The organism is Vibrio sp. TRT 17S01, assembly GCF_050113695.1.
Taxonomy (GTDB): domain Bacteria; phylum Pseudomonadota; class Gammaproteobacteria; order Enterobacterales; family Vibrionaceae; genus Vibrio.
In genome coordinates this window covers 1-17,421 of the sequence record NZ_JBNJOG010000027.1, presented here as the reverse complement: position 1 = coordinate 17,421, position 17,421 = coordinate 1, and the positions used below count along the sequence as shown (strand labels likewise).

The following is a 17,421-nucleotide window of genomic DNA, read 5'->3' as shown; positions in this document are numbered from 1 at the left end:
GCGGGAGTAAAATTTATGAATAGCACATCTCACTGTTTTAAATTTCAGGGGTGTCGCACTTCGTACTTGAATCCAAGGCACATAACAAACTGTTCAAGAGGGATTCGCAACGCGTGGCATTTTTACTATGCGTTGGTTTTAGTGTTTAAGATGGTATGCGGCGGCTGCGGTATTGCGTTGCTCACCCCTTAACAGGGCGTTAACTGTTTAGAGGAAAATGTAATGTCTAAAGATATAGAGATTCCGGCTAAGTTATTAACTTATGGCGGCGGCGAAGAAGAGCCTATTGATATGGATGCTTATCTTAATCAGGGTGGCTTAATTACTATTCGGATTGATGAAGAGAATTGGATTGAACTATCCCCAATTTCGGCAAAAAAACTTCTTAAAAAACTCGACTACGCGGTGGGGCAATCTTTGGCTGAGTACCTGTCAGCTCGGGACTAAAACGTTGAGAAAACAGTTAACAATCTGTTTAAGAGTGATTCGCAACGCTTGGCATTTTTGCTATGCTTTGCGTTTAGTGTTTAAGGTGGTATGCGGGAGCTTCGGCATTGCGTTGCTCACACCTTAACAGGGCGTTAGGCGCAGTAAGAAATTCCTTGGTCCAAATCTCTAATTTCTCTTTGGCCATCTGTTCTGGTTTTTCGGCAATCTGGCTTTACCTTCCTAAGTTCTTGAGTCACTCAACCCGTAAAACATGTCAAAATTTGCGGGTTGCCTCATTCATTTTTGTAGTCGATTTGTTGTTAGTTTCTTTGGCTCAAATCGCTTCAATTTCATCTGTCTTCGAAACCCGTTTATTAGCTGAAATGTCGCTCTGAAAGGCAGTTTTTCCAAATTCCATTTCTATGTGCTGATTTGCCAATTTCTTTGGTGTTTTGGTTGCAGTGGGTTTCAGAGATTTAGCCGCTTTAGTATTTAGGTTTTAATCAAATTCAATGGCTTACGTACGTTCTTTTGTCCAAAAAGTGGTTTTCTAAATTCAATTTTAACTATTTGCGTGAAGCGCCTAACAAAGCATTTAAGAGTGACTCACAACGCTTGGCGATTTCAGTTTAAACTCAGTTTTAGTGTTTAAGATGCAGTTATTTGGGTTAGGTGCTTAGCGTTGTTCGCACCTTAATGCGGCGTTAGCAATATAAGGAGAATTTAGATGTATACAATGTATTCGCAACCTCGAACTGGATTGCAGTCAAAGTTCGAAATATTTCGTGAAAATATAGAGTTAACTCAAACTCAAAAGGAAAAAATAATATCTAGTCATACACATTTACGGCAAAGAAACTTACAGCCACTTTTTTATGTCAAAGAGTCATTTCTAACCGGTTCGTATAAGCGCAATACAATGATCCGTCCACCAAGTGACGTAGATGCCTTTGTTGTTATTAACAAGTCAACTTATGAGACAACACCTAATGCCATTTTGGCGCAATTAAAGCGAGATCTAAACGGGTGCTACCCTAATAGTATAATCCGTCAAGATAAACCCTGTGTGACGTTAGATTTTAATCACTGTAAAATTGAGTTAACGCCTGCAATTCTTGCTGGTTACTATCCTGAGCAGGGATATTACATTCCGAAGCAAGGAACAAATGAATGGATGCTAACAGATGATCCGAAACGAGCAGAAACTCGGCTGTCCCAAGCAAATTCACGGTTAAATGGCAAACTCACTCCATTAATAAAAATGATTAAGCACGCGAAACAAATTAATAATATAAAAGATGTTAAATCTTATCAGATTGAAGATCTGGCAATACAAAACATCAGAACCATGTCTAGCTATCGCGATGGTGTTCAACAATTGTTTCGGGCTTTAGGGTGGACGGTTAACAACATGTCTCAGTTTCAATTAGAGCAGTTATCTGACTTTGCTTTTGCTGAACTGTGCCGAAGTTCAATATTTGGCAATGAATTTCCAGCGTAAATATTATGAATGACAATGAAAAACAATTACTAAGACGTTTAGGCGAGGATTCTGCATATACGTTTAAGGGTTTGCATAAACAAGCTGATTTGTTGGATAGAAAGTACAAGTTGTATTTGTCGTTACCAATAATTTTTAGCATAGTGGCAATAGGTTTTGACGAAGACATTCCCTCACTAATTCTGAAGCTCATTGCTGTAGTTGCTTTGACTGGTTCTACACTCGCACTCATTGAACAAAAAGATTTCGAGAAATCAGGTGGCTATAGAGAGCTAGCAGATCAAGTGAAGAATCTTTATGAAAAAATAGAGGCATCTTACCACTTAGATGATTTTTCTAACTTTGCTTCATTATCAACTGAATGGAGCGAGTTACGAAAAAGCTTCAAAGATTATCCTATAGGTTCTAGAGCATATAAGTTGACTCAAAAAAACATAAAGCAAGAGATGAACCTTGATTGGTTGGGTGGTGAATATTGCTAACAAAGCATTTAAGAGTGATTCGCAACGCTCGGCGTCTTCGGTTTCAACTTGTTGGGTGATTACGGTGAAGTGTTTGGGTGTGGTGGTAGCGTTGCTCACAACTTAATTGGGCGTTAGGCATATGAGGGTAAAATGGTAGAGCTTGAGAAATATTTAGAAAGGCTTGAGAGAACTGATAAAGAGCATATTAAGTATGCTCAGAGTATTATGGAAGCTGATGGTTCAAAAATGTATCCATTGGACTTCTTGTTCCTCGCTGCTGTAAATCGTTCAAAATGCAATTTGCATGCATTTATTCATCTAATTAAAGAAAGGAACTATATTTCTGCTGCTCCGTTCCTGCGAATGCAAGTAGATAGTATTCTTCGATTAGCTGCGTCTACATTAGTTGATGACCCTCATGAATTTGCGAATAAAGTACTCTCTGGCGAATCTGTGAGTAAAATTAAAAGTAGAGACAATCAAAAGTTACAAGATTGGTATTTGCTGAAAACGTTTAACCCGAAATTTCCTTGGATGGAAGGCGTGTATAAGAACTGTTCAGGATTTATACACCTATCAGAAAAGCACATTCATGGGATCATTTCTCAAAGTGATGAGAATGGAGGTATCGGAGTATCTATCTCTCATGAGCAAGCTTTTATTCCTGAGCAAAACTATCTAGAAGCAGTAGCAGCATTTTATGAATCTGTAGACTCTCTATTTAACTTGTGTAGAGGCTGGATTCTTTCCAAAGAGTACCCAAAGGAAGTTAGTCAGCTATTGTCAGAAAATATGCCTAACAAAGCATTTAAGAGTGATTCCTAACGCTTGGCATTTTTCATTCTATCGTTGAGTTTAGTGTTTTCGGTGGTATGGTTGGGCTTCGTGGTCGCGTTACTCACACCTTAATGCGGCGTTAGGCGACGGGCAGAAAAGTTTCTTGTTCTCATCTTCTTAGTTCTATTTGAGCATTCGTTTTTCTAAGTCGGCAATTTAGCGTTGTCGGCTTAAGTTCTTGAATCTCTCCAGTCGTAAAACATGTCAAAGTTCGTGGGTTGCCTCATTGGTTTTGGGTGCAGGTTGATAGTGAGTTTCACTGGCTCAAAGTGTGGTCAGGGCAAGTCAATCGAAGCTTTCGTTTTTGCTATTAGCTCGTAGCTGTTAGTTTCTCAGATTCAAAAGCCTCTTAGTCGCTGAAAGGCTAAATTTTGTAAACGTCAAAAGTGAGGCTGTAACATAGTGAGTTTTGTGGTTCTTGAATCGCAAAAAGTGCGTGTGCATTTTGTTGGCTATGGGGTTTCAGGTAACCTACTTTTTCAAACTACTTAAACATTGGTGGGAAGCATCGCCTAACAAGCAATTTAAGAGGGATTTACAACGCTCGGCATTTTTGCTTCTACTTCAAATTTAGTGTTTATGGCACAATGCTTTAGGTGTGAGTGTAGGCGTTGTTCACCCCTTAATTGGGCGTTATATGCTCTAGAGGAATGGATAATTCGATGATCGAGACTGAAAGACTATTACTTAGCCCTGTAACCTTAAAAGATTCTGATATTTATACAAAACTTCTGACTTGCGCTGAGACAACAAGATATTTACCGGGTGGAAAGCCTTTTAGCTCGGAGTACATTCAGAATTACGTACCAAGCAAAGTGGCTCACTGGTCGAAAGGCTATGGTACTTTCATTGTTGCGTTAAAGAGTAAGCCATCTCAAAAAATCGGTTATGCTGGCGTTGAGTTAGTTCCTGACTCGAGTTTTTCAGATATCAGGTATGCATTACTATCTCAATATCAAGGTAAAGGGTAAGCTTTTGAAGCTTCAAAGGCAGTCTTAAATTTCACCTTAGAATCGGGTTTGGTGTCTGAAGTTTATGGTGTAGCGGTAATAGAAAATCTGGCATCAGAAAAACTACTCCGAAAGCTTGGTATGCAAGAATCCACAGAACGTTTGTACGACAGTGATGACTTGGTTACTCTCTCTACTCAAACACGCATATAACAAAGCGTTTAAGACGGATTCACAACGCTTGGCAGTTTTGGTTTGAATCAAATTTAGTGTTTACGGTGCAATGGTTTAGGTTCGGTGGTCGTGTTGTTCACCACTTAACGCGGCGTTAGGCAAAGGGCAGAAAAGTTCTTTGTTCTAATCTTCTTGCTCTCTTTGGCCATCGTTTTCCTTAGTCGGCAATTCCGTATTGTCGGCTCAAATCCTTGAATCTCTTAAACCGTAAAACATGCCAAATTTCGTGGGTTGCCTCATTGGTTTTTTAGTGTCGGTCGGTGGCGAGCTTCACTGGCTTAAAGTGTGGAAAGGGCAAGTTAATCGAGGCTTTCGTTCTCGTTTTAAATTTGCAGCTTTACGTTTCGCTTCCTCAAAAGCAACCTGAACGCTGAAAGTCTGTATTTCGTGGTTGTCGAAATTTCGGCTGAAACGATAGTGACATTTGTGGTTCTTGAATCACAAAAAGTCAGTGGGTGTTTGGTTGCTTATTTTGTTTAGGGTAATCTGCTTTCAAAACGACTTAAACACTGGTGGAAAACTTCGCCTAACAAGGCGTTTAAGACGGATTCACAACGCTTGGCGATTTCAGTTCCAGTCAGGTTAAGTGTTTAAGGTACAATAGCTTAGGTTTGGTGGTTGGCGTTGTTCACCACTTAACGCGGCGTTATAAGGCTCGAAAATAAAAGGAACTTTCGTGGAAATTAGAGTAGGGAAACTAAGCGATGTTGCAGCTATTACAGACATCTTCAATTTTTACATTGAGCATACTAATGCTCGTTTTGAAGAGAGTGCATTTACGCAAGAAGACCGTATAAATTGGTTCTCTCAGTTCTCATGCAATAGTAAGCATCAACTTTTCGTTGCTACCGAAAGTGGGGAGTTGCTAGGTTTTGCATGCTCTCAGCCTTATAGGGATATTTCAGCATTTGAGGATACAGCCGAAGTTACTGTGTACCTTACTTCAACCGCGAAAGGTAAAGGGGTTGGTTCAAAACTATATTCCCAATTGTTCTCATCAATTTCTGATTGCGGTGTCCACAGGGTGTTGTCAGGTATCGCACTACCTAATGACGCTTCAGTTGCCTTGCACAAGCGTTTTGGTTTTAGAGAAATTGGCGTATTCAATGAATATGCAAAGAAAAATGGTCAGTACATCAGCTCTGTTTGGTTGGAAAAGGCGCTTAACTAAAAGTCCGCCTTATAACAATAAATTTAAGCAGATTCGCAACGCTTGGTATTTTCGGTTTGAATCAGCTTTAGTGTTTACGGCACAATGCGTTAGGTCAGGTGGTGGCGTCGCTCACTACTTAATTTGGCGTTATACGCTTACGAAAATATCAAGTATGGGAGAATGAAAAGTGAGGTATTGGAATGTATTTGGCTTCATATTGTTACTGGCGTTACTAGCTAGTTTTTTCTTCTCTGGTATTTCGATTTTTAAGGCACAGCAGTATGTCGAGTTATTAACAAATAAAGAGCAAGCATTTACTCTTTATGATAAAGCAAGAAGTAACTCTAATGCTTCGCCTCAAGACCTTACTCAAGCGACAAAATTGATCGCAGCTGAACTGTATCTTCTTGGTGTTGGCGAGGTTTACTATATAGACCTGCTTGGGAATGAAACTCTGTTTGAACCAACTGAAGAAAATAAAGAGCAGAGAGGGTTAAGGCTTCTTGCTGAAAATGAGGCAAGGAACTATATAAAACGGCACCTTGGGCAGAATGCTATTTTTATGGTTGTACTGCTTTTCTACTTTTGGCTTTATAAACGTCGTAAGAAACGCGTATAACAAAGCATTTAAGAGTGACTCACAACGCTTGGCGATTTCAGTTTAAACTTGGTTTCAGTGTTTAAGGTGCATCGGTTTGATTAGGTGTTTTAGCGTTGTTCGCACCTTAATGCGGCGTTAGTCGCCAGAAAAAGCTAGCAGTCAAAATTATGTTTGTAAGCTCAAAACTTGGCTACTGGTCGTTTGATTCATAGTTCTATCTTCGACGGTCAAAGCTCTGTTTCGTCGTTTTTAAATCAATGCATTGCTATTTTCCAAGCGGTTGTTTCGTTCTTTGGTGGTGATAGAGCGGGGTAATCGAGAATCTGTTTTTGGTTGCAATTCCGCTCGGTGTATTTGTTGGGTACAAAAGCCGATTTACTCGCAGAAATGACGTTTTCTCTGGTGTTGTAAGTTCCACTTGGTTTCAGTGACTTTGTTGAAAGTCCGCACTGTGAGATTGGCTTTCCAAAAGCGCTCTTTGGTGTTGTCAGTCCGTTTTCTGCGGTGTTGGTTGTTCCAAGTGGTTTCATTGACTAGTCGCTTTGAGACTACGCCTGACTTAAGTGCATCAAAGCACATAAAGTTTGTTGTTCGCAAAGTTTAGTTCGGCTTAAAATTGTCGCTAGGTGCCTCGCGACTAACAAACTGTTCAAGAGGGATTCGCAACGCGTGGCATTTTCACTATGCGTTGGTTTTAGTGTTTAAGGTGGTATGCGGCGGCTTTTGTATTGCGTTGCTCACCCCTTAACAGGGCGTTATGTAATTGTCACTTTCTGATAATAATGGAAACAAATAAATGAGAATAAAGTCTGCTCTTTTTATAGGGCTTAACGTAATAATTGCTGGTTGTGGTGGTGGAGACGGTGGGGCTGTTGATTCAACTAGCTCTCAAATAGAGGCATCTACTTGTTTTGGTGCTCAGCTATTTGAACCGGGTGCTAGATATACAATTACAACTAGAAAAAACAATATTGATTCAGTGCAAAGTGCTTTAGTCAAGAGTGCCCAGTTTCGAGGTCAGGATGTTATTGAGCAGCATAATGAGAATACAGGTGACAGTTTGTACGTAACCGTGGATTCAACTAATAAATCTTACTTCATATTAGGTGGCATAAGTGCAAGCCAAGAGTGGTACTATTTACCGCCATCTAGAAATGCTTTTGATATGAAATTGGGTGACACAGATAGTGATACATATACGATGATTTCAGGAGCTGAGCAGTTTGTTTACGATGTTTCAAATAAGTTTGTCGGAATGGAAGTAATTACAATTGCTGCTGGAACATTTAATACATGCAAGTTTGAATATAGTACAACAGTGACGTTGCCTTCAGGGGAAAAAAGGTCACTGAGCTCTGAGAGGTGGGTTTTATCTGGGTATGGAATAGCGATTAAAACTGTGGCAAACGGTGAAACAACTGAACTTGTTTCTGGGATCGTGAATGGTGAATCTATATCAAACTAGTACATAACAAAGCATTTAAGAGTGACTCACAACGCTTGGCGATCTCAGTTAAACTTAGCTTTAGTGTTTAAGGTGCAATGGTTTAGGTTAGGTGTTTAGCGTTATTCGCACCTTAATGCGGCGTTATGTGAATGGAGCGCATATTGAAAATATCAGTCGTCGAAAATGGTGAAATTGAGGCGCATGAAGCTGCACTTAATACACATCTAAACTCGGTTTTTGGCCAAGACTCTACGGTTAATTTTAATCACGAGTTCGTTTGTGCAGTTCTCATTGAAGACGAAAATCAGATTGTTGCTACTGGTTTTGCTTACAGCCGTTTAATGTCACAAGGCTCAACAAGCTTCAAAGCGGGCATAGTTGGCGGTATTGCTGTTGCACCAAATAAGCGTGGTCTGGGCTTAGCCAAAGTCATCGTAAAAGAACTGGATAAATACTTGGTGTCTTTTGGTGTAACTCATTCTTTTCTCTTTGCTTATGAGCCTGATGTATATCGAAGTTCAGGGTATTCAGAGTTACTTTTGCCTATTCATTACTTTGACATACAGCAGAAAAATTGGAATGAGTTTGTCTACCGTGGAGGCATGGTTAAGACTTACAAAGGCAGTCACGTTCTAAGTAATCAAGTCATTGAGTTTAATGGTTGTGTATATTGAGCGCGCTGGAAAAATTCACATAACAAAGCATTTAAGAGTGATTCCCAACGCTTGGGGATTTCAGTTCAAGGTTGGGTTTCGTGTTTACGGCGTAATGGTTTAGGTTTGGTGGCAGCGTTGCTCACACCTTAATGCGGCGTTAGCATACAAGGAGAAGGCTTTGAAATTCGCAAGAAAATTTGAATGTTCAAGTTTTGTATTTACTCCAATAGAAATCGCTGATGCAGTGTATTTATTAACCGCAGTGAACTCCGATTTATTTCCTGAGTCGCTTCCATTAGCAAACATTAAAACTCTAACTCAAGCTGAGAATTGGTGTTCAAATCGTATGTCAGAATGGAATATGGGCAAATGTTATGTTTGGAGCTGTCGCCGATTGCACAACTCCCAAGTTATTGGTCAGGTCACATTGCTTCCTCAGGAAAATCGTTTGGCTTTAGCTTATTGGGTTAATCCGGAATTCTGGGGGCAGGGTTTAGCGACGCAAATGTGCAAAGCTTTGCTATCACATGTTTGTAGTTCGGGTTATCAAGGTAGTATTTGGGCAGGTGTCCATTCTTGGAATAGTAGGAGCTCTTCGGTACTAAAGAAACTGGGTTTTGAACAGACAGTTTCTAATAGTGAAAATACAGTGGAGTACAGCTTGGAAATTGTGTGCTAACAAAGCGTTTAAGACGGATTCACAACGCTTGGCGATCTCGGTTTAAATCAGTTTTAGTGTTTAAGGTACAATGGTTTAGGTTTGGTGGTGGCGTTGTTCACCACTTAACGCGGCGTTATGTTCTAGAGGGATTATGGGACTAAAAAGGATTAATCACTACGTTGAAGTTCTACCCAAGATGTTTGTCGGTTGGCGGATGGGTGAAGACCTCGAAACGTTATCTGAGCTGCCTAATGGTGTTTTGTGTATTAACTTGCTCGATGGAAAAGTTTCACATTCGATTGCTGGTGAGCTAGAACTGTATATTTCCAATGAGCTATCAGCTTGGTTTAGAAGTGAAGTTATAAAGGAAAATATCGATTTATCAACATTATTGAAAGCATCTTTAACAGTTGAAGTAGATACGGATAAAGTAAAAACTATTAAAAAACGTGTGGTGTTGTTTAATTTTGACTGCATAGCTCATATAGCAACAGTGAATAAAGTCTATGAAAGTAGGCTCACGGAAGTAGCTAGGTGGCACACGCGGCTACGAACATAACAAAGCATTTAAGAGTGATTCGCAACGCTTGGCGCTTTCGCTTCGCTCAAGTATAGCCAAGCGCTGCTCACACCTTGATGCGGCGTTAGGCGACGGGCAGAAAAGTTCTTTGTTCTCATCTTCTTATTCCTCTTTGGCCTTTCGTTTTTCTATGTCGGCAACTTTGCGCTGTCGGCTTAAATTCTTGAATATCTCTAACCGTAAAACATGCCAAAGTTCGTGGGTTGCCTCATTGATTTTTGGTGTAGGTTGGTGGCGAGTTTCACTGGCTCAAAATGTGGCAAGGGCAAGTCAATCGTAGCTTTCGTTGTCGCTATTAGCTCGTAGCTGTTAGTTTCTCAGGTTCAAAAGCTACTTAGTCGCTGTAAATTCGTATTTCGTGGTCGTTGAAACCTTGGCTGAAACATAGTGAGTTTTGTGGTTCTTGAATCGCAAAAAGTGCGTGTGTATTTTGTTGGCGATAGGGTTTCAGGTAATCTGCTTTCAAAACCACTTAAACACGGGTGGGAAACTTCGCCTAACAAGGCGTTTAAGGCGGACTCACAACGCTTCGCGATCTCGGCTTAAATCAGTTTTAGTGTTTAAGGTACAATGGTTTAGGGTTGGTGGTTTGCGTTGTTCACCACTTAACGCGGCGTTATACCAATTTGGAGAAATAATGAGTGCAACGGATTACGGTGCAATTAGCATCGATACATCAATATTTGATGGAAATGGGTTACGTATAGAGTCTGGGTTATTTAAAAAGCTAGAGCAATTTAAGCCTAGTGAGGTACAGGTAGTCCTATCTGATATCGTTTATCAAGAAGTTGAATCACATTTAAAGAAAAAGATCAGTGATACACGGTCTGCTCTAGAAAAGTCTCTAAAAAATACAGTAGTACATTTAAATGTAGGGGAATCGATAGTTAGTGATGCTAAAGGAATGCTATTAGCAGAATCTGTCGAGGATATTACAACAGCGCGGTTGCAAGACTTTGTAGATAGTACGGGGTTGCTAGTTATTAATTCCGAGGATCATCTTGATGTTAAGTCATTGATTAGTGCTTATTTTGATAACGAGCCTCCTTTTGCTCAAAGTGGTAATAAAAAAAGCGAGTTTCCTGATGCTATAGCTTTGATGACATTAGAAGCTTGGGCTGAACATAATGGTACTAAAGTTATCGCAGTTACAACTGATAACGATTGGTTAAAATATGCAGAGAACTCGGAATGGATTGATTGCACACAAGACTTTGCAGAAGCACTTTCGATATTCCAACCACAGACGGCTCCATATACATTTTTTGCTTCATTAGCAAAAACATTAGTGCCTGGCAGTTCGAGTCCATTTTACTCCTTGGTTGAAGAGCATGCGGCAGATTACACAAACGAATTAGATCCGTATGCAGATGCTACATCCGGATTTTATTGGGAGCAGAACGATATGGTTGAAGTATCGTTCAATAGTATGGAGTTTTTATCCGATGGGTCATCCCCAATTTTACAATTAGTCGAGGTTGACTCTGAGCAAGTAGTGGTTCAGGCAATAGTAAGTATCGAAGCGGATGCATCTTGTTCGTTTTCACTATCAGTACATGATTCTATTGATAAAGACTATGTATTTTTGGACTCAAGTTCAGCAAGTACCTCGTTTGATTTTCAAACCGAGGTTCTGATAACGTTTTCGGGCGATTTTACTGATTGCGAAGACTTTTCTTCAATAGAAATTACTGATGTTGAATTCATTTCTTCTCCATCAAGTGTTGATTTTGGTGATCTAGAGCCCGACTTTTGGGGTGACTAAATTGGTATAACAAACTGTTTAAGAGTGATTCGCAACGCGTGGTATTTTTTACTATGCGTTGCGTTTGGTGTTTAAGGCGGCATGCGGAAGCTTCGGTATTGCGTTGCTCACACCTTAACAGAGCGTTATGCGTATCCTTCATTTGACGGGTAGGTACTTACTTATAAAAAACATGTAGCCTAATGAAGCAAAGCTGACCCAAGGGTGGTTTTCAAAAGTTAGTTTTAAAAATAGAAAATTAAACTCGCCACTTGCAAAAAGCTGATAATATGGCGCATAGATCAAAACACCTATGCTTACAATATAGATAAATCGTAAGAACGTATTTTTAAATTTTATCTTAAGACCTTGTTTCATCGTGAGTGCGACAAATATAGATATAAAACATAAATAAAGTAAGTTAGTCATCACTGCTAGCCTTGATAGTTTGTATTGTGCTGTAATCTGCACCCATTTCAATTGCTAGAACTGGTTTACTGGTAGCTTGGTAACCTCTTAAGTAATCTTCAGCTGAATATCTAAATAATTTGAATCGCCTAGCGTGTGGCAGGTGATTCCATGATTCAATTGGCTTAAGTGTTGTTGAGCGGCCAATTAACCCATATGCAGATAATCCCAAGTCAGCACCATAGTAAGCAATGTCACCATAAGATTTGTCGTACCCAGCAAACTCAGCGGTGTTCTGGTATCCCTTTCTCACTAAACCAACATGGTTTGGGTTACCATCAAAAAAGTAGCGACCATTTTCATACATGTTATTTGCACCGTGGGCCATCATGGGTAATCCAACTAAAGCGCACATGGTTCCCGCGGAGGCATAACAGGTTGCCCCTCCTCCGACAACTTGCATTACACCAGCCACAAAACCAATCCCTTTAGTAGCAATCTCACGACTTTGTTCTAATAGGTTGTGTTTCTCTTTCTGAAACTCAGCCATGACCTGAGTTTTGGTTTTCTTACCTTGTTCAAAGTCCTGAACTAGACACTTGCCAAAAACAGCTACATCACGAGAAAACTTTAGTTTCAAAGAGCCGTTAGTAATATGTTTGTGCATCAACGATGAAGCTTGCATGTTCAAACCTTTTGCAGCGGCCTGAACTTGCCATAAATCGTGTAAATCAACTTTCTTCATGTCGACCGCCATTTTCCCAGTTGTCATAACCTTCAGTACCGGCGATGTTGTGCTTCCAAATAATATCGCGGTAACTGATAGATATCTGCTCTGTCATTTCTTCATCGTGTGATAAAAGAGTATGTGGCTGGGAAAAATTGATGGCGGTAATCAGTGCCTTTTTCAGCTCTACGGTGTAGAACTTTTCATTGTAACCATTACCATTAGTACGGTAAAAGTTAAGTGTACATTCTAGGTGTTCTTGTCTAGCAAATGCAGTTGCCAGTAAGGGAGTGGACTTGTCGATAAACTTAGTAATGGTAATTGGATTATGTGATTTGGAGTGCTGCCCTTGAAGCTTCATCATGGTATGTTCGGTAGCAATTACTGTGATTTCATTAATGTGTGGCTTTTGGTATTTTCCGCCTAGAGAGTCAGGAGTATTGCAACCGTTAGAAATGAGTCCTTGCTTTTCACCATTGATGGTTAAGTATGCGTTGTGTGCCATGACGATGCCTTTAAATAGTTGCTTATTATTTGGGTATCTTACTCAGGGGATTAGGTATGTGAACATTACAAATACAAATTTGGGTTCATGGTCACTCATAGGCAACTTCTTGCCTGATATTGTAATGTTCTTATGTAGTTAACTGTCGAACTATCGTATAAAAATACGCATAACAAAGCATTTAAGAGTGACTCACAACGCTTGGCGATCTCAGTTTAAATTTGGTTTTAGTGTTTAAAGTGCAGTGATTTAGGTTGGGTGTTTAGCGTTGTTCGCACCTTAATGCGGCGTTATGTTTTTACAGGAGTACTGAGCATCGACATAGATAGCATTTAGATAAAGGTTTAAGTCAAGAAGAGAACCTTACAGATGTTGAATGGCCTGTTTTTGTGTTGGCATACTTTGAGTCAATAGCAGATATGGAAGGGTGGGATCATTTCTTTACCTACTCAATGAACTGGTACTCTGCAATGTATGACCTCTTGCGTCGGGCCAGTGATTTTAATTCCTTGAGAATATTGCAGGACTACAAAAATCATTTTTCGCAGCTAGGAGTTGAGTTTACAGCTCAAGCAATTGACAACTATCTTACAGAGGCATCAGATGATTATTTCACTAACTGCCCTGATTGGAGAGACAAGTTTAATGATTACTCAGAACAAAGGTGGGAGTTGGTCTCTGAGTACTACAAAAGTATCGGCGTCGAACTCAAAACATAACAAACTGTTTAAGAGTGATTCGCAACGCGTGGCATTTTTACTATGCGTTGGTTTTAGTGTTTAAGGTGGTGTGCAGAAGCTTTGGTATTGCGTTGCTCACACCTTAACAGGGCGTTATATTTTACGGAGAAAATATGCCAATAAAGCAGTTTGATGAGTGGATAGACAACATTATCTCAGAGTACGAAGAGGTAGCTCAATCCTGTAGCAAATTCTCAAATGTATTTTCAGGTTACTATTCCCCTGATTACTTGACTAAGTGTAAATTTGTTGTGGTTGATACAATTCCGAAGCCTGATATTCCTGAACTGAGGCAAATAGGTTTAGGTGACTTTCTTGATATGGATTGTGGCGCGATAACATATAAGCATATGTACTTTATGAAACCTCAACATCAAGAAGACATGGAAATTCACATTCATGAGTTAATGCATACAGTTCAATGGGAACAACTTGGTGGAGTGAGTTTTCTAAGAAGGTATGTGCAAGAAATTAATGAGTTTGGCTACGATGATGCTCCTCTTGAAAATATGGCTTACGATCTTGGTCGTCATTTCAAATCCGGCGCAGCTGCAATTGATGTAGTAGAGCTCGTGAGTAAAAAAATATAACAAGGCATTTAAGAGTGACTCACAACGCTTGGCGATCTCAGTTTAAACTTGGCTTTAGTGTTTAAGGTGCAGTGGTTGGGTTAGGTGTTTAGCGTTGTTCGCACCTTAATGCGGCGTTAGGGGCTATCGATATTTGTAAGGAAGAGTAGATTGAAAATGCAGTTTGGTGTCGTTCTAGCTTCAGTTTTTGCTCTTACTACTTCTACAGCAGCTAATGAGTTAGATTTTTCTCAGTTTAAAGGTAAAGCTTACGATGTGGTGAAAGATAAACTTATTGCTAAAGGCTGGGACCTCTCACCTAAACAAGAAGGCGAAAGCTCTTTTAGTAAGCACTACCCCGAGGTTGCATGTGGTTCGGGCACAATGGCTATATGTTCTGTTGGTTTTCATAACAAACACCATTCAGTGGCTTTTGTTGTCATAGAGTCTGGTGATGAACTAATTGTTTCTGAGGAATACTGAACCTGCCCCTAACAAGCAATTCAAGTTGATTCGCAACGCTTGGCGCTTTCGGTTTCAACTAGTGTGGTGATTACGGCGAAGCGTTTAGGCAATGTGGTAGCGTTGCTCACAACTTAATTGGGCGTTAGGGCTCAGGAGAACATATGGGAAGGCAAGCAGGTCATCATTATATTCCGGCTAGTTATTTATCTGGTTTTACTAATGAAGGCAAAAAAACGTCCCGCTTTAGAGTGCAACCTAAAAACGGGTCACCAAGCTACGTTACTAACCCGATAGGTATATGTAAATCGAGAGATTACTACACTGTTGAAGGTGTTGGTGATGGTTTAGTCGTTGAAAAATTCTACGCAAATGAAATAGAGCCTGAAATTAAAAAAGCATTACATTACATTCAAACTAGCCAGCAATTACCAAGCATGGAAAATCGTGATGGCTTGTTTATGCTCTTGGCAACACTCTATATTAGGCACCCAAAGGCTAGGAGATGGTTGTCCAGTGGTTTTGATGATATCGTGAGTTTTGTAAATGAAAGCATTACCGATGGTGTGAAAATTACGAACTTAGATGCCTTTTCGTTTGGGAAAAATGATGTAATCGTTTCGGAGTTGCGGTTACTACAAAGTTTGTTACCTCACTTTTCAAAGAAGTACTATCGACTATATATCTCAAAATTAAATGACCATTTTATTACCTCAGATTGTCCGGTTTATTTAAGTCACCCAGACATGGCAACGCTTCCTTATTTTGGTATTGATACAGAAGATATAGAGCTTTGCGTCCCTATCAATAAAAATGCAGCTTTAGTAGGTAAGAACGAGCCTATGGATGAAGGGGTTTTTGACGCTGATGAAAGGTTTGTTGCATTACTCAATACAAAAATTGCCAACTCTTCAGATAAAATCTTTATTTCATCAAATAGGGAAGTTAAGTTCGTTGATCAAACTTTTAGTGTTTATAAACATAGCCTCGTAGCAGAGCCCTAACAAGCAATTTAAGAGGGATTCTCAACGCTTGGCATTTTTGGTTCTACTTCAAATTTAGTGTTTATGGCACAATGCTTTAAGTTGGGTGGAGGCGTTGTTCACCCCTTAATTGGGCGTTATGTTGCTACTGAGGTTCTATGCTTAGAATGAGCTCAGAATGAAGGAAAAACTCTCGTGAAAACAGTATTGGAATCGGAGTTAATTTGCCCGAAGTGTGGACATAAAAGCAGGGAAGTCATGCCGACAGATTCATGTCTCTACTTCTATGAATGTAAAAGGTGTGGTGAACTACTCAAGCCTAAGGCTGGCGATTGTTGTGTATTTTGCTCTTATGGGAGCGTCCCTTGCCCACCAATCCAAGAGCAGGGCAAGTGTTGTGGCTAGTCAGTTGAACGCTATTTCTACACTGAAGAAAATCAACATAGCAAGCAATTTAAGAGGGATTCACAACGCTCGGCATTTTTGCTTCTACTTCAAATTTAGTGTTTATGACACAATGTTTTAGGTTTGGGTGGTAGCGTTGTTCACCCCTTAATTGGGCGTTAGGCGCAGTTAGAAATTTCTTAGTTCAAATCTCCAATTTCTCTTTAGCCATTTGTTCTAGTTTTTCGGCAATTTGGCTTTATCTTCTCAAGTTATTGAATCGCTCAACCCGTAAAACATGTCAAAGTTTGCGGGTTGCCTCATTAGGTTCTGTCGCCGGTTTGTTGTTAGTTCCTATGGCTCAAATCACTTCAATTTTATTTGTCTTCGAAACGCGTTTATTGGCTGAAATTTCGCACTGAAAGTTAGTCTTTCCAAATTCCATATGTATGCGCTGATTTGCTAATTTCTTTGGTGTTTTGGTTGCAGTGGGTTTCAGAGACTGAGTCGCTTTAGCATTTGGGTTTTAATCAAATGTATTGGGTTACGTGTGTTTCTTTTTCTAAAAGGTGGTTCTATAAATCCAATTTAAACTATTTGCGTGAAGCGCCTAACAAAGCATTTAAGAGTGACTCACAACGCTTGGCGACCTCAGTTTAAACTTAGCTTTAGTGTTTAAGGTGCAATGGTTTAGGCTCGGTGTTTTAGCGTTGTTCGCACCTTAATGCGGCGTTATGTTTACTTGTATTTCAAAGGCTTAAATGTCTTAGTCTCTAGTTCTTTGTCCCTCAGGCAATTCGTCCCTAGTAGACTCAGCAAATCCGCATTGTCGGTCTAAGTTCTTGAATCTCTCAGCCCGTAAAACATGCCTATGTTCGCGGGTTGCTTCATTGTCAGGTCGTGGCGGTTGGTTCCTGGTGTAACTGGCTTAAAGTTGCTTCTAGGTTCTTAGCCAATTAGCATTTCGGTTTGGTAGTTGCCTCGGCAATTCGGCATTGTTTTGCGCTTTGGTTGGAAAGAAAGGGCACTTGTTGTTACTTGGGCGGTTTGCCTCATTGGGCGGGAAAGTGGAATTACTCGTTTCTGGTTGGTCGCCTTTGATGGTCAAGTTAGTTGCTGCCTTGTGGTTTGGTTCAGAAAACTAGTTAGAAATAGCAGTTCTTTCTCAAGTAAATCATGTATTTGTGGTAAAACATAACAAGCAATTTAAGAGGGATTCACAACGCTTGGCGCCCTCACTTCAAGTTAGTTTAGTGTTTATAGCGCAATGCTTTAGGTTTGGGTGGAGGCGTTGTTCACCCCTTAATTGGGCGTTATAAGACTCCAGCTTTGTGAAGCGAAGCCAATATTATTTACAAAGTGTTTAAGAGTGATTCGCAACGCTTG

Annotated in this window: 19 protein-coding genes and 1 pseudogene; 17 read left to right on the top strand and 3 right to left on the bottom strand. The window is 40.0% G+C overall.

Annotated features, from left to right (window positions below; translation table 11 throughout):
• Positions 1 to 222 precede the first annotated feature (222 nt).
• The 8 genes from ACQEXS_RS21580 (at position 223) to ACQEXS_RS21545 (ending at position 6,187) form a co-directional block, all read left to right on the top strand.
• A complete protein-coding gene (locus ACQEXS_RS21580) occupies positions 223 to 447 on the top strand; it encodes a hypothetical protein (RefSeq protein WP_172572390.1) in 225 nt (74 codons plus the stop codon).
• A 709-nt stretch (positions 448 to 1,156) separates the two neighbouring features.
• A complete protein-coding gene (locus tag ACQEXS_RS21575) occupies positions 1,157 to 1,930 on the top strand; it encodes an SMODS domain-containing nucleotidyltransferase (RefSeq protein ID WP_427015145.1) in 774 nt (257 codons plus the stop codon).
• A gap of 5 nt (positions 1,931 to 1,935) precedes the next feature.
• A complete protein-coding gene (locus tag ACQEXS_RS21570; RefSeq protein ID WP_427015144.1) occupies positions 1,936 to 2,412 on the top strand; it encodes a hypothetical protein in 477 nt (158 codons plus the stop codon).
• 132 nt (positions 2,413 to 2,544) lie between these two features.
• Positions 2,545 to 3,219 carry a hypothetical protein gene (locus ACQEXS_RS21565; RefSeq protein ID WP_162299004.1) on the top strand — a complete coding sequence of 225 codons (675 nt, stop codon included), beginning with the start codon at positions 2,545 to 2,547 and terminating at the stop codon, positions 3,217 to 3,219.
• Between the two features lie 674 nt (positions 3,220 to 3,893).
• The gene (locus ACQEXS_RS21560; protein WP_427015143.1) at positions 3,894 to 4,202 is read left to right on the top strand and encodes a GNAT family N-acetyltransferase; all 309 of its coding nucleotides are present in this window, start codon (positions 3,894 to 3,896) and stop codon (positions 4,200 to 4,202) included.
• Between the two features lie 51 nt (positions 4,203 to 4,253).
• Positions 4,254 to 4,394, top strand: coding sequence for a hypothetical protein (locus tag ACQEXS_RS21555; RefSeq protein WP_427015142.1), 141 nt, complete (start codon positions 4,254 to 4,256; stop codon positions 4,392 to 4,394).
• Positions 4,395 to 5,091: 697 nt separating this feature from the next.
• The gene (locus ACQEXS_RS21550; RefSeq protein WP_427015141.1) at positions 5,092 to 5,586 is read left to right on the top strand and encodes an N-acetyltransferase family protein; all 495 of its coding nucleotides are present in this window, start codon (positions 5,092 to 5,094) and stop codon (positions 5,584 to 5,586) included.
• 169 nt (positions 5,587 to 5,755) lie between these two features.
• Positions 5,756 to 6,187, top strand: a complete 432-nt coding sequence (locus ACQEXS_RS21545; RefSeq protein ID WP_427015140.1) for a hypothetical protein — start codon at positions 5,756 to 5,758, stop codon at positions 6,185 to 6,187.
• Between the two features lie 247 nt (positions 6,188 to 6,434).
• On the opposite strand, the pseudogene ACQEXS_RS21540 reads toward ACQEXS_RS21545, so the two are convergent.
• Positions 6,435 to 6,699 (bottom strand): annotated as a pseudogene (locus ACQEXS_RS21540) (hypothetical protein).
• 266 nt (positions 6,700 to 6,965) lie between these two features.
• On the opposite strand from ACQEXS_RS21540, the gene ACQEXS_RS21535 reads away from it, so the two are divergent.
• The 5 genes from ACQEXS_RS21535 (at position 6,966) to ACQEXS_RS21515 (ending at position 11,278) form a co-directional block, all read left to right on the top strand.
• A complete protein-coding gene (locus ACQEXS_RS21535; RefSeq protein ID WP_427015139.1) occupies positions 6,966 to 7,634 on the top strand; it encodes a hypothetical protein in 669 nt (222 codons plus the stop codon).
• 143 nt (positions 7,635 to 7,777) lie between these two features.
• Positions 7,778 to 8,290, top strand: a complete 513-nt coding sequence (locus ACQEXS_RS21530; RefSeq protein WP_257889954.1) for a GNAT family N-acetyltransferase — start codon at positions 7,778 to 7,780, stop codon at positions 8,288 to 8,290.
• 160 nt (positions 8,291 to 8,450) lie between these two features.
• Positions 8,451 to 8,951: a GNAT family N-acetyltransferase gene (locus ACQEXS_RS21525; protein ID WP_427015138.1), complete on the top strand. Its 501-nt coding sequence runs from the start codon at positions 8,451 to 8,453 to the stop codon at positions 8,949 to 8,951.
• A gap of 133 nt (positions 8,952 to 9,084) precedes the next feature.
• The gene (locus ACQEXS_RS21520; protein ID WP_064488280.1) at positions 9,085 to 9,492 is read left to right on the top strand and encodes a hypothetical protein; all 408 of its coding nucleotides are present in this window, start codon (positions 9,085 to 9,087) and stop codon (positions 9,490 to 9,492) included.
• Between the two features lie 658 nt (positions 9,493 to 10,150).
• Entirely contained in the window at positions 10,151 to 11,278 is a 1,128-nt protein-coding gene (locus ACQEXS_RS21515) for a PIN domain-containing protein (protein ID WP_427015137.1), read from the top strand.
• A 400-nt stretch (positions 11,279 to 11,678) separates the two neighbouring features.
• Here the strand turns inward: ACQEXS_RS21515 and ACQEXS_RS21510 are convergent, their stop codons facing one another.
• Together ACQEXS_RS21510 and ACQEXS_RS21505 are read right to left on the bottom strand one after the other, a co-directional pair.
• Positions 11,679 to 12,410, bottom strand: coding sequence for a DUF4225 domain-containing protein (locus ACQEXS_RS21510; RefSeq protein ID WP_427015136.1), 732 nt, complete (start codon positions 12,408 to 12,410; stop codon positions 11,679 to 11,681).
• On the bottom strand, positions 12,397 to 12,897 hold the full coding sequence (locus tag ACQEXS_RS21505; RefSeq protein ID WP_427015135.1) for an Hcp family type VI secretion system effector: 501 nt from the start codon (positions 12,895 to 12,897) through the stop codon (positions 12,397 to 12,399). Before ACQEXS_RS21505 ends, ACQEXS_RS21510 begins: the two co-directional genes overlap by 14 nt.
• Positions 12,898 to 13,750: 853 nt before the next feature.
• Between ACQEXS_RS21505 and ACQEXS_RS21500 the strand changes: the two genes are divergently transcribed.
• From ACQEXS_RS21500 to ACQEXS_RS21485, 4 genes are all read left to right on the top strand, one after another.
• Entirely contained in the window at positions 13,751 to 14,227 is a 477-nt protein-coding gene (locus ACQEXS_RS21500; protein ID WP_427015134.1) for a hypothetical protein, read from the top strand.
• Positions 14,228 to 14,377: 150 nt separating this feature from the next.
• Positions 14,378 to 14,689, top strand: a complete 312-nt coding sequence (locus tag ACQEXS_RS21495; protein ID WP_427015133.1) for a hypothetical protein — start codon at positions 14,378 to 14,380, stop codon at positions 14,687 to 14,689.
• 143 nt (positions 14,690 to 14,832) lie between these two features.
• Positions 14,833 to 15,672, top strand: coding sequence for a DUF4238 domain-containing protein (locus ACQEXS_RS21490; RefSeq protein WP_427015132.1), 840 nt, complete (start codon positions 14,833 to 14,835; stop codon positions 15,670 to 15,672).
• Between the two features lie 174 nt (positions 15,673 to 15,846).
• Positions 15,847 to 16,056, top strand: coding sequence for a GDCCVxC domain-containing (seleno)protein (locus ACQEXS_RS21485; protein WP_427015131.1), 210 nt, complete (start codon positions 15,847 to 15,849; stop codon positions 16,054 to 16,056).
• The last annotated feature ends 1,365 nt before the right edge of the window (positions 16,057 to 17,421 follow it).

Excerpts from the sequence above, each read along its gene's own strand:
- ACQEXS_RS21580 (WP_172572390.1), top strand. The coding sequence starts at position 223 with ATGTCTAAAGATATAGAGATTCCGGCTAAGTTATTAACTTATGGCGGC.
- ACQEXS_RS21575 (WP_427015145.1), top strand. The coding sequence starts at position 1,157 with ATGTATACAATGTATTCGCAACCTCGAACTGGATTGCAGTCAAAGTTC.
- ACQEXS_RS21570 (WP_427015144.1), top strand. The coding sequence starts at position 1,936 with ATGAATGACAATGAAAAACAATTACTAAGACGTTTAGGCGAGGATTCT.
- ACQEXS_RS21565 (WP_162299004.1), top strand. The coding sequence starts at position 2,545 with ATGGTAGAGCTTGAGAAATATTTAGAAAGGCTTGAGAGAACTGATAAA.
- ACQEXS_RS21560 (WP_427015143.1), top strand. The coding sequence starts at position 3,894 with ATGATCGAGACTGAAAGACTATTACTTAGCCCTGTAACCTTAAAAGAT.
- ACQEXS_RS21535 (WP_427015139.1), top strand. The coding sequence starts at position 6,966 with ATGAGAATAAAGTCTGCTCTTTTTATAGGGCTTAACGTAATAATTGCT.
- ACQEXS_RS21520 (WP_064488280.1), top strand. The coding sequence starts at position 9,085 with ATGGGACTAAAAAGGATTAATCACTACGTTGAAGTTCTACCCAAGATG.
- ACQEXS_RS21515 (WP_427015137.1), top strand. The coding sequence starts at position 10,151 with ATGAGTGCAACGGATTACGGTGCAATTAGCATCGATACATCAATATTT.
- ACQEXS_RS21510 (WP_427015136.1), bottom strand. The coding sequence starts at position 12,410 with ATGAAGAAAGTTGATTTACACGATTTATGGCAAGTTCAGGCCGCTGCA.
- ACQEXS_RS21505 (WP_427015135.1), bottom strand. The coding sequence starts at position 12,897 with ATGGCACACAACGCATACTTAACCATCAATGGTGAAAAGCAAGGACTC.
- ACQEXS_RS21500 (WP_427015134.1), top strand. The coding sequence starts at position 13,751 with ATGCCAATAAAGCAGTTTGATGAGTGGATAGACAACATTATCTCAGAG.
- ACQEXS_RS21490 (WP_427015132.1), top strand. The coding sequence starts at position 14,833 with ATGGGAAGGCAAGCAGGTCATCATTATATTCCGGCTAGTTATTTATCT.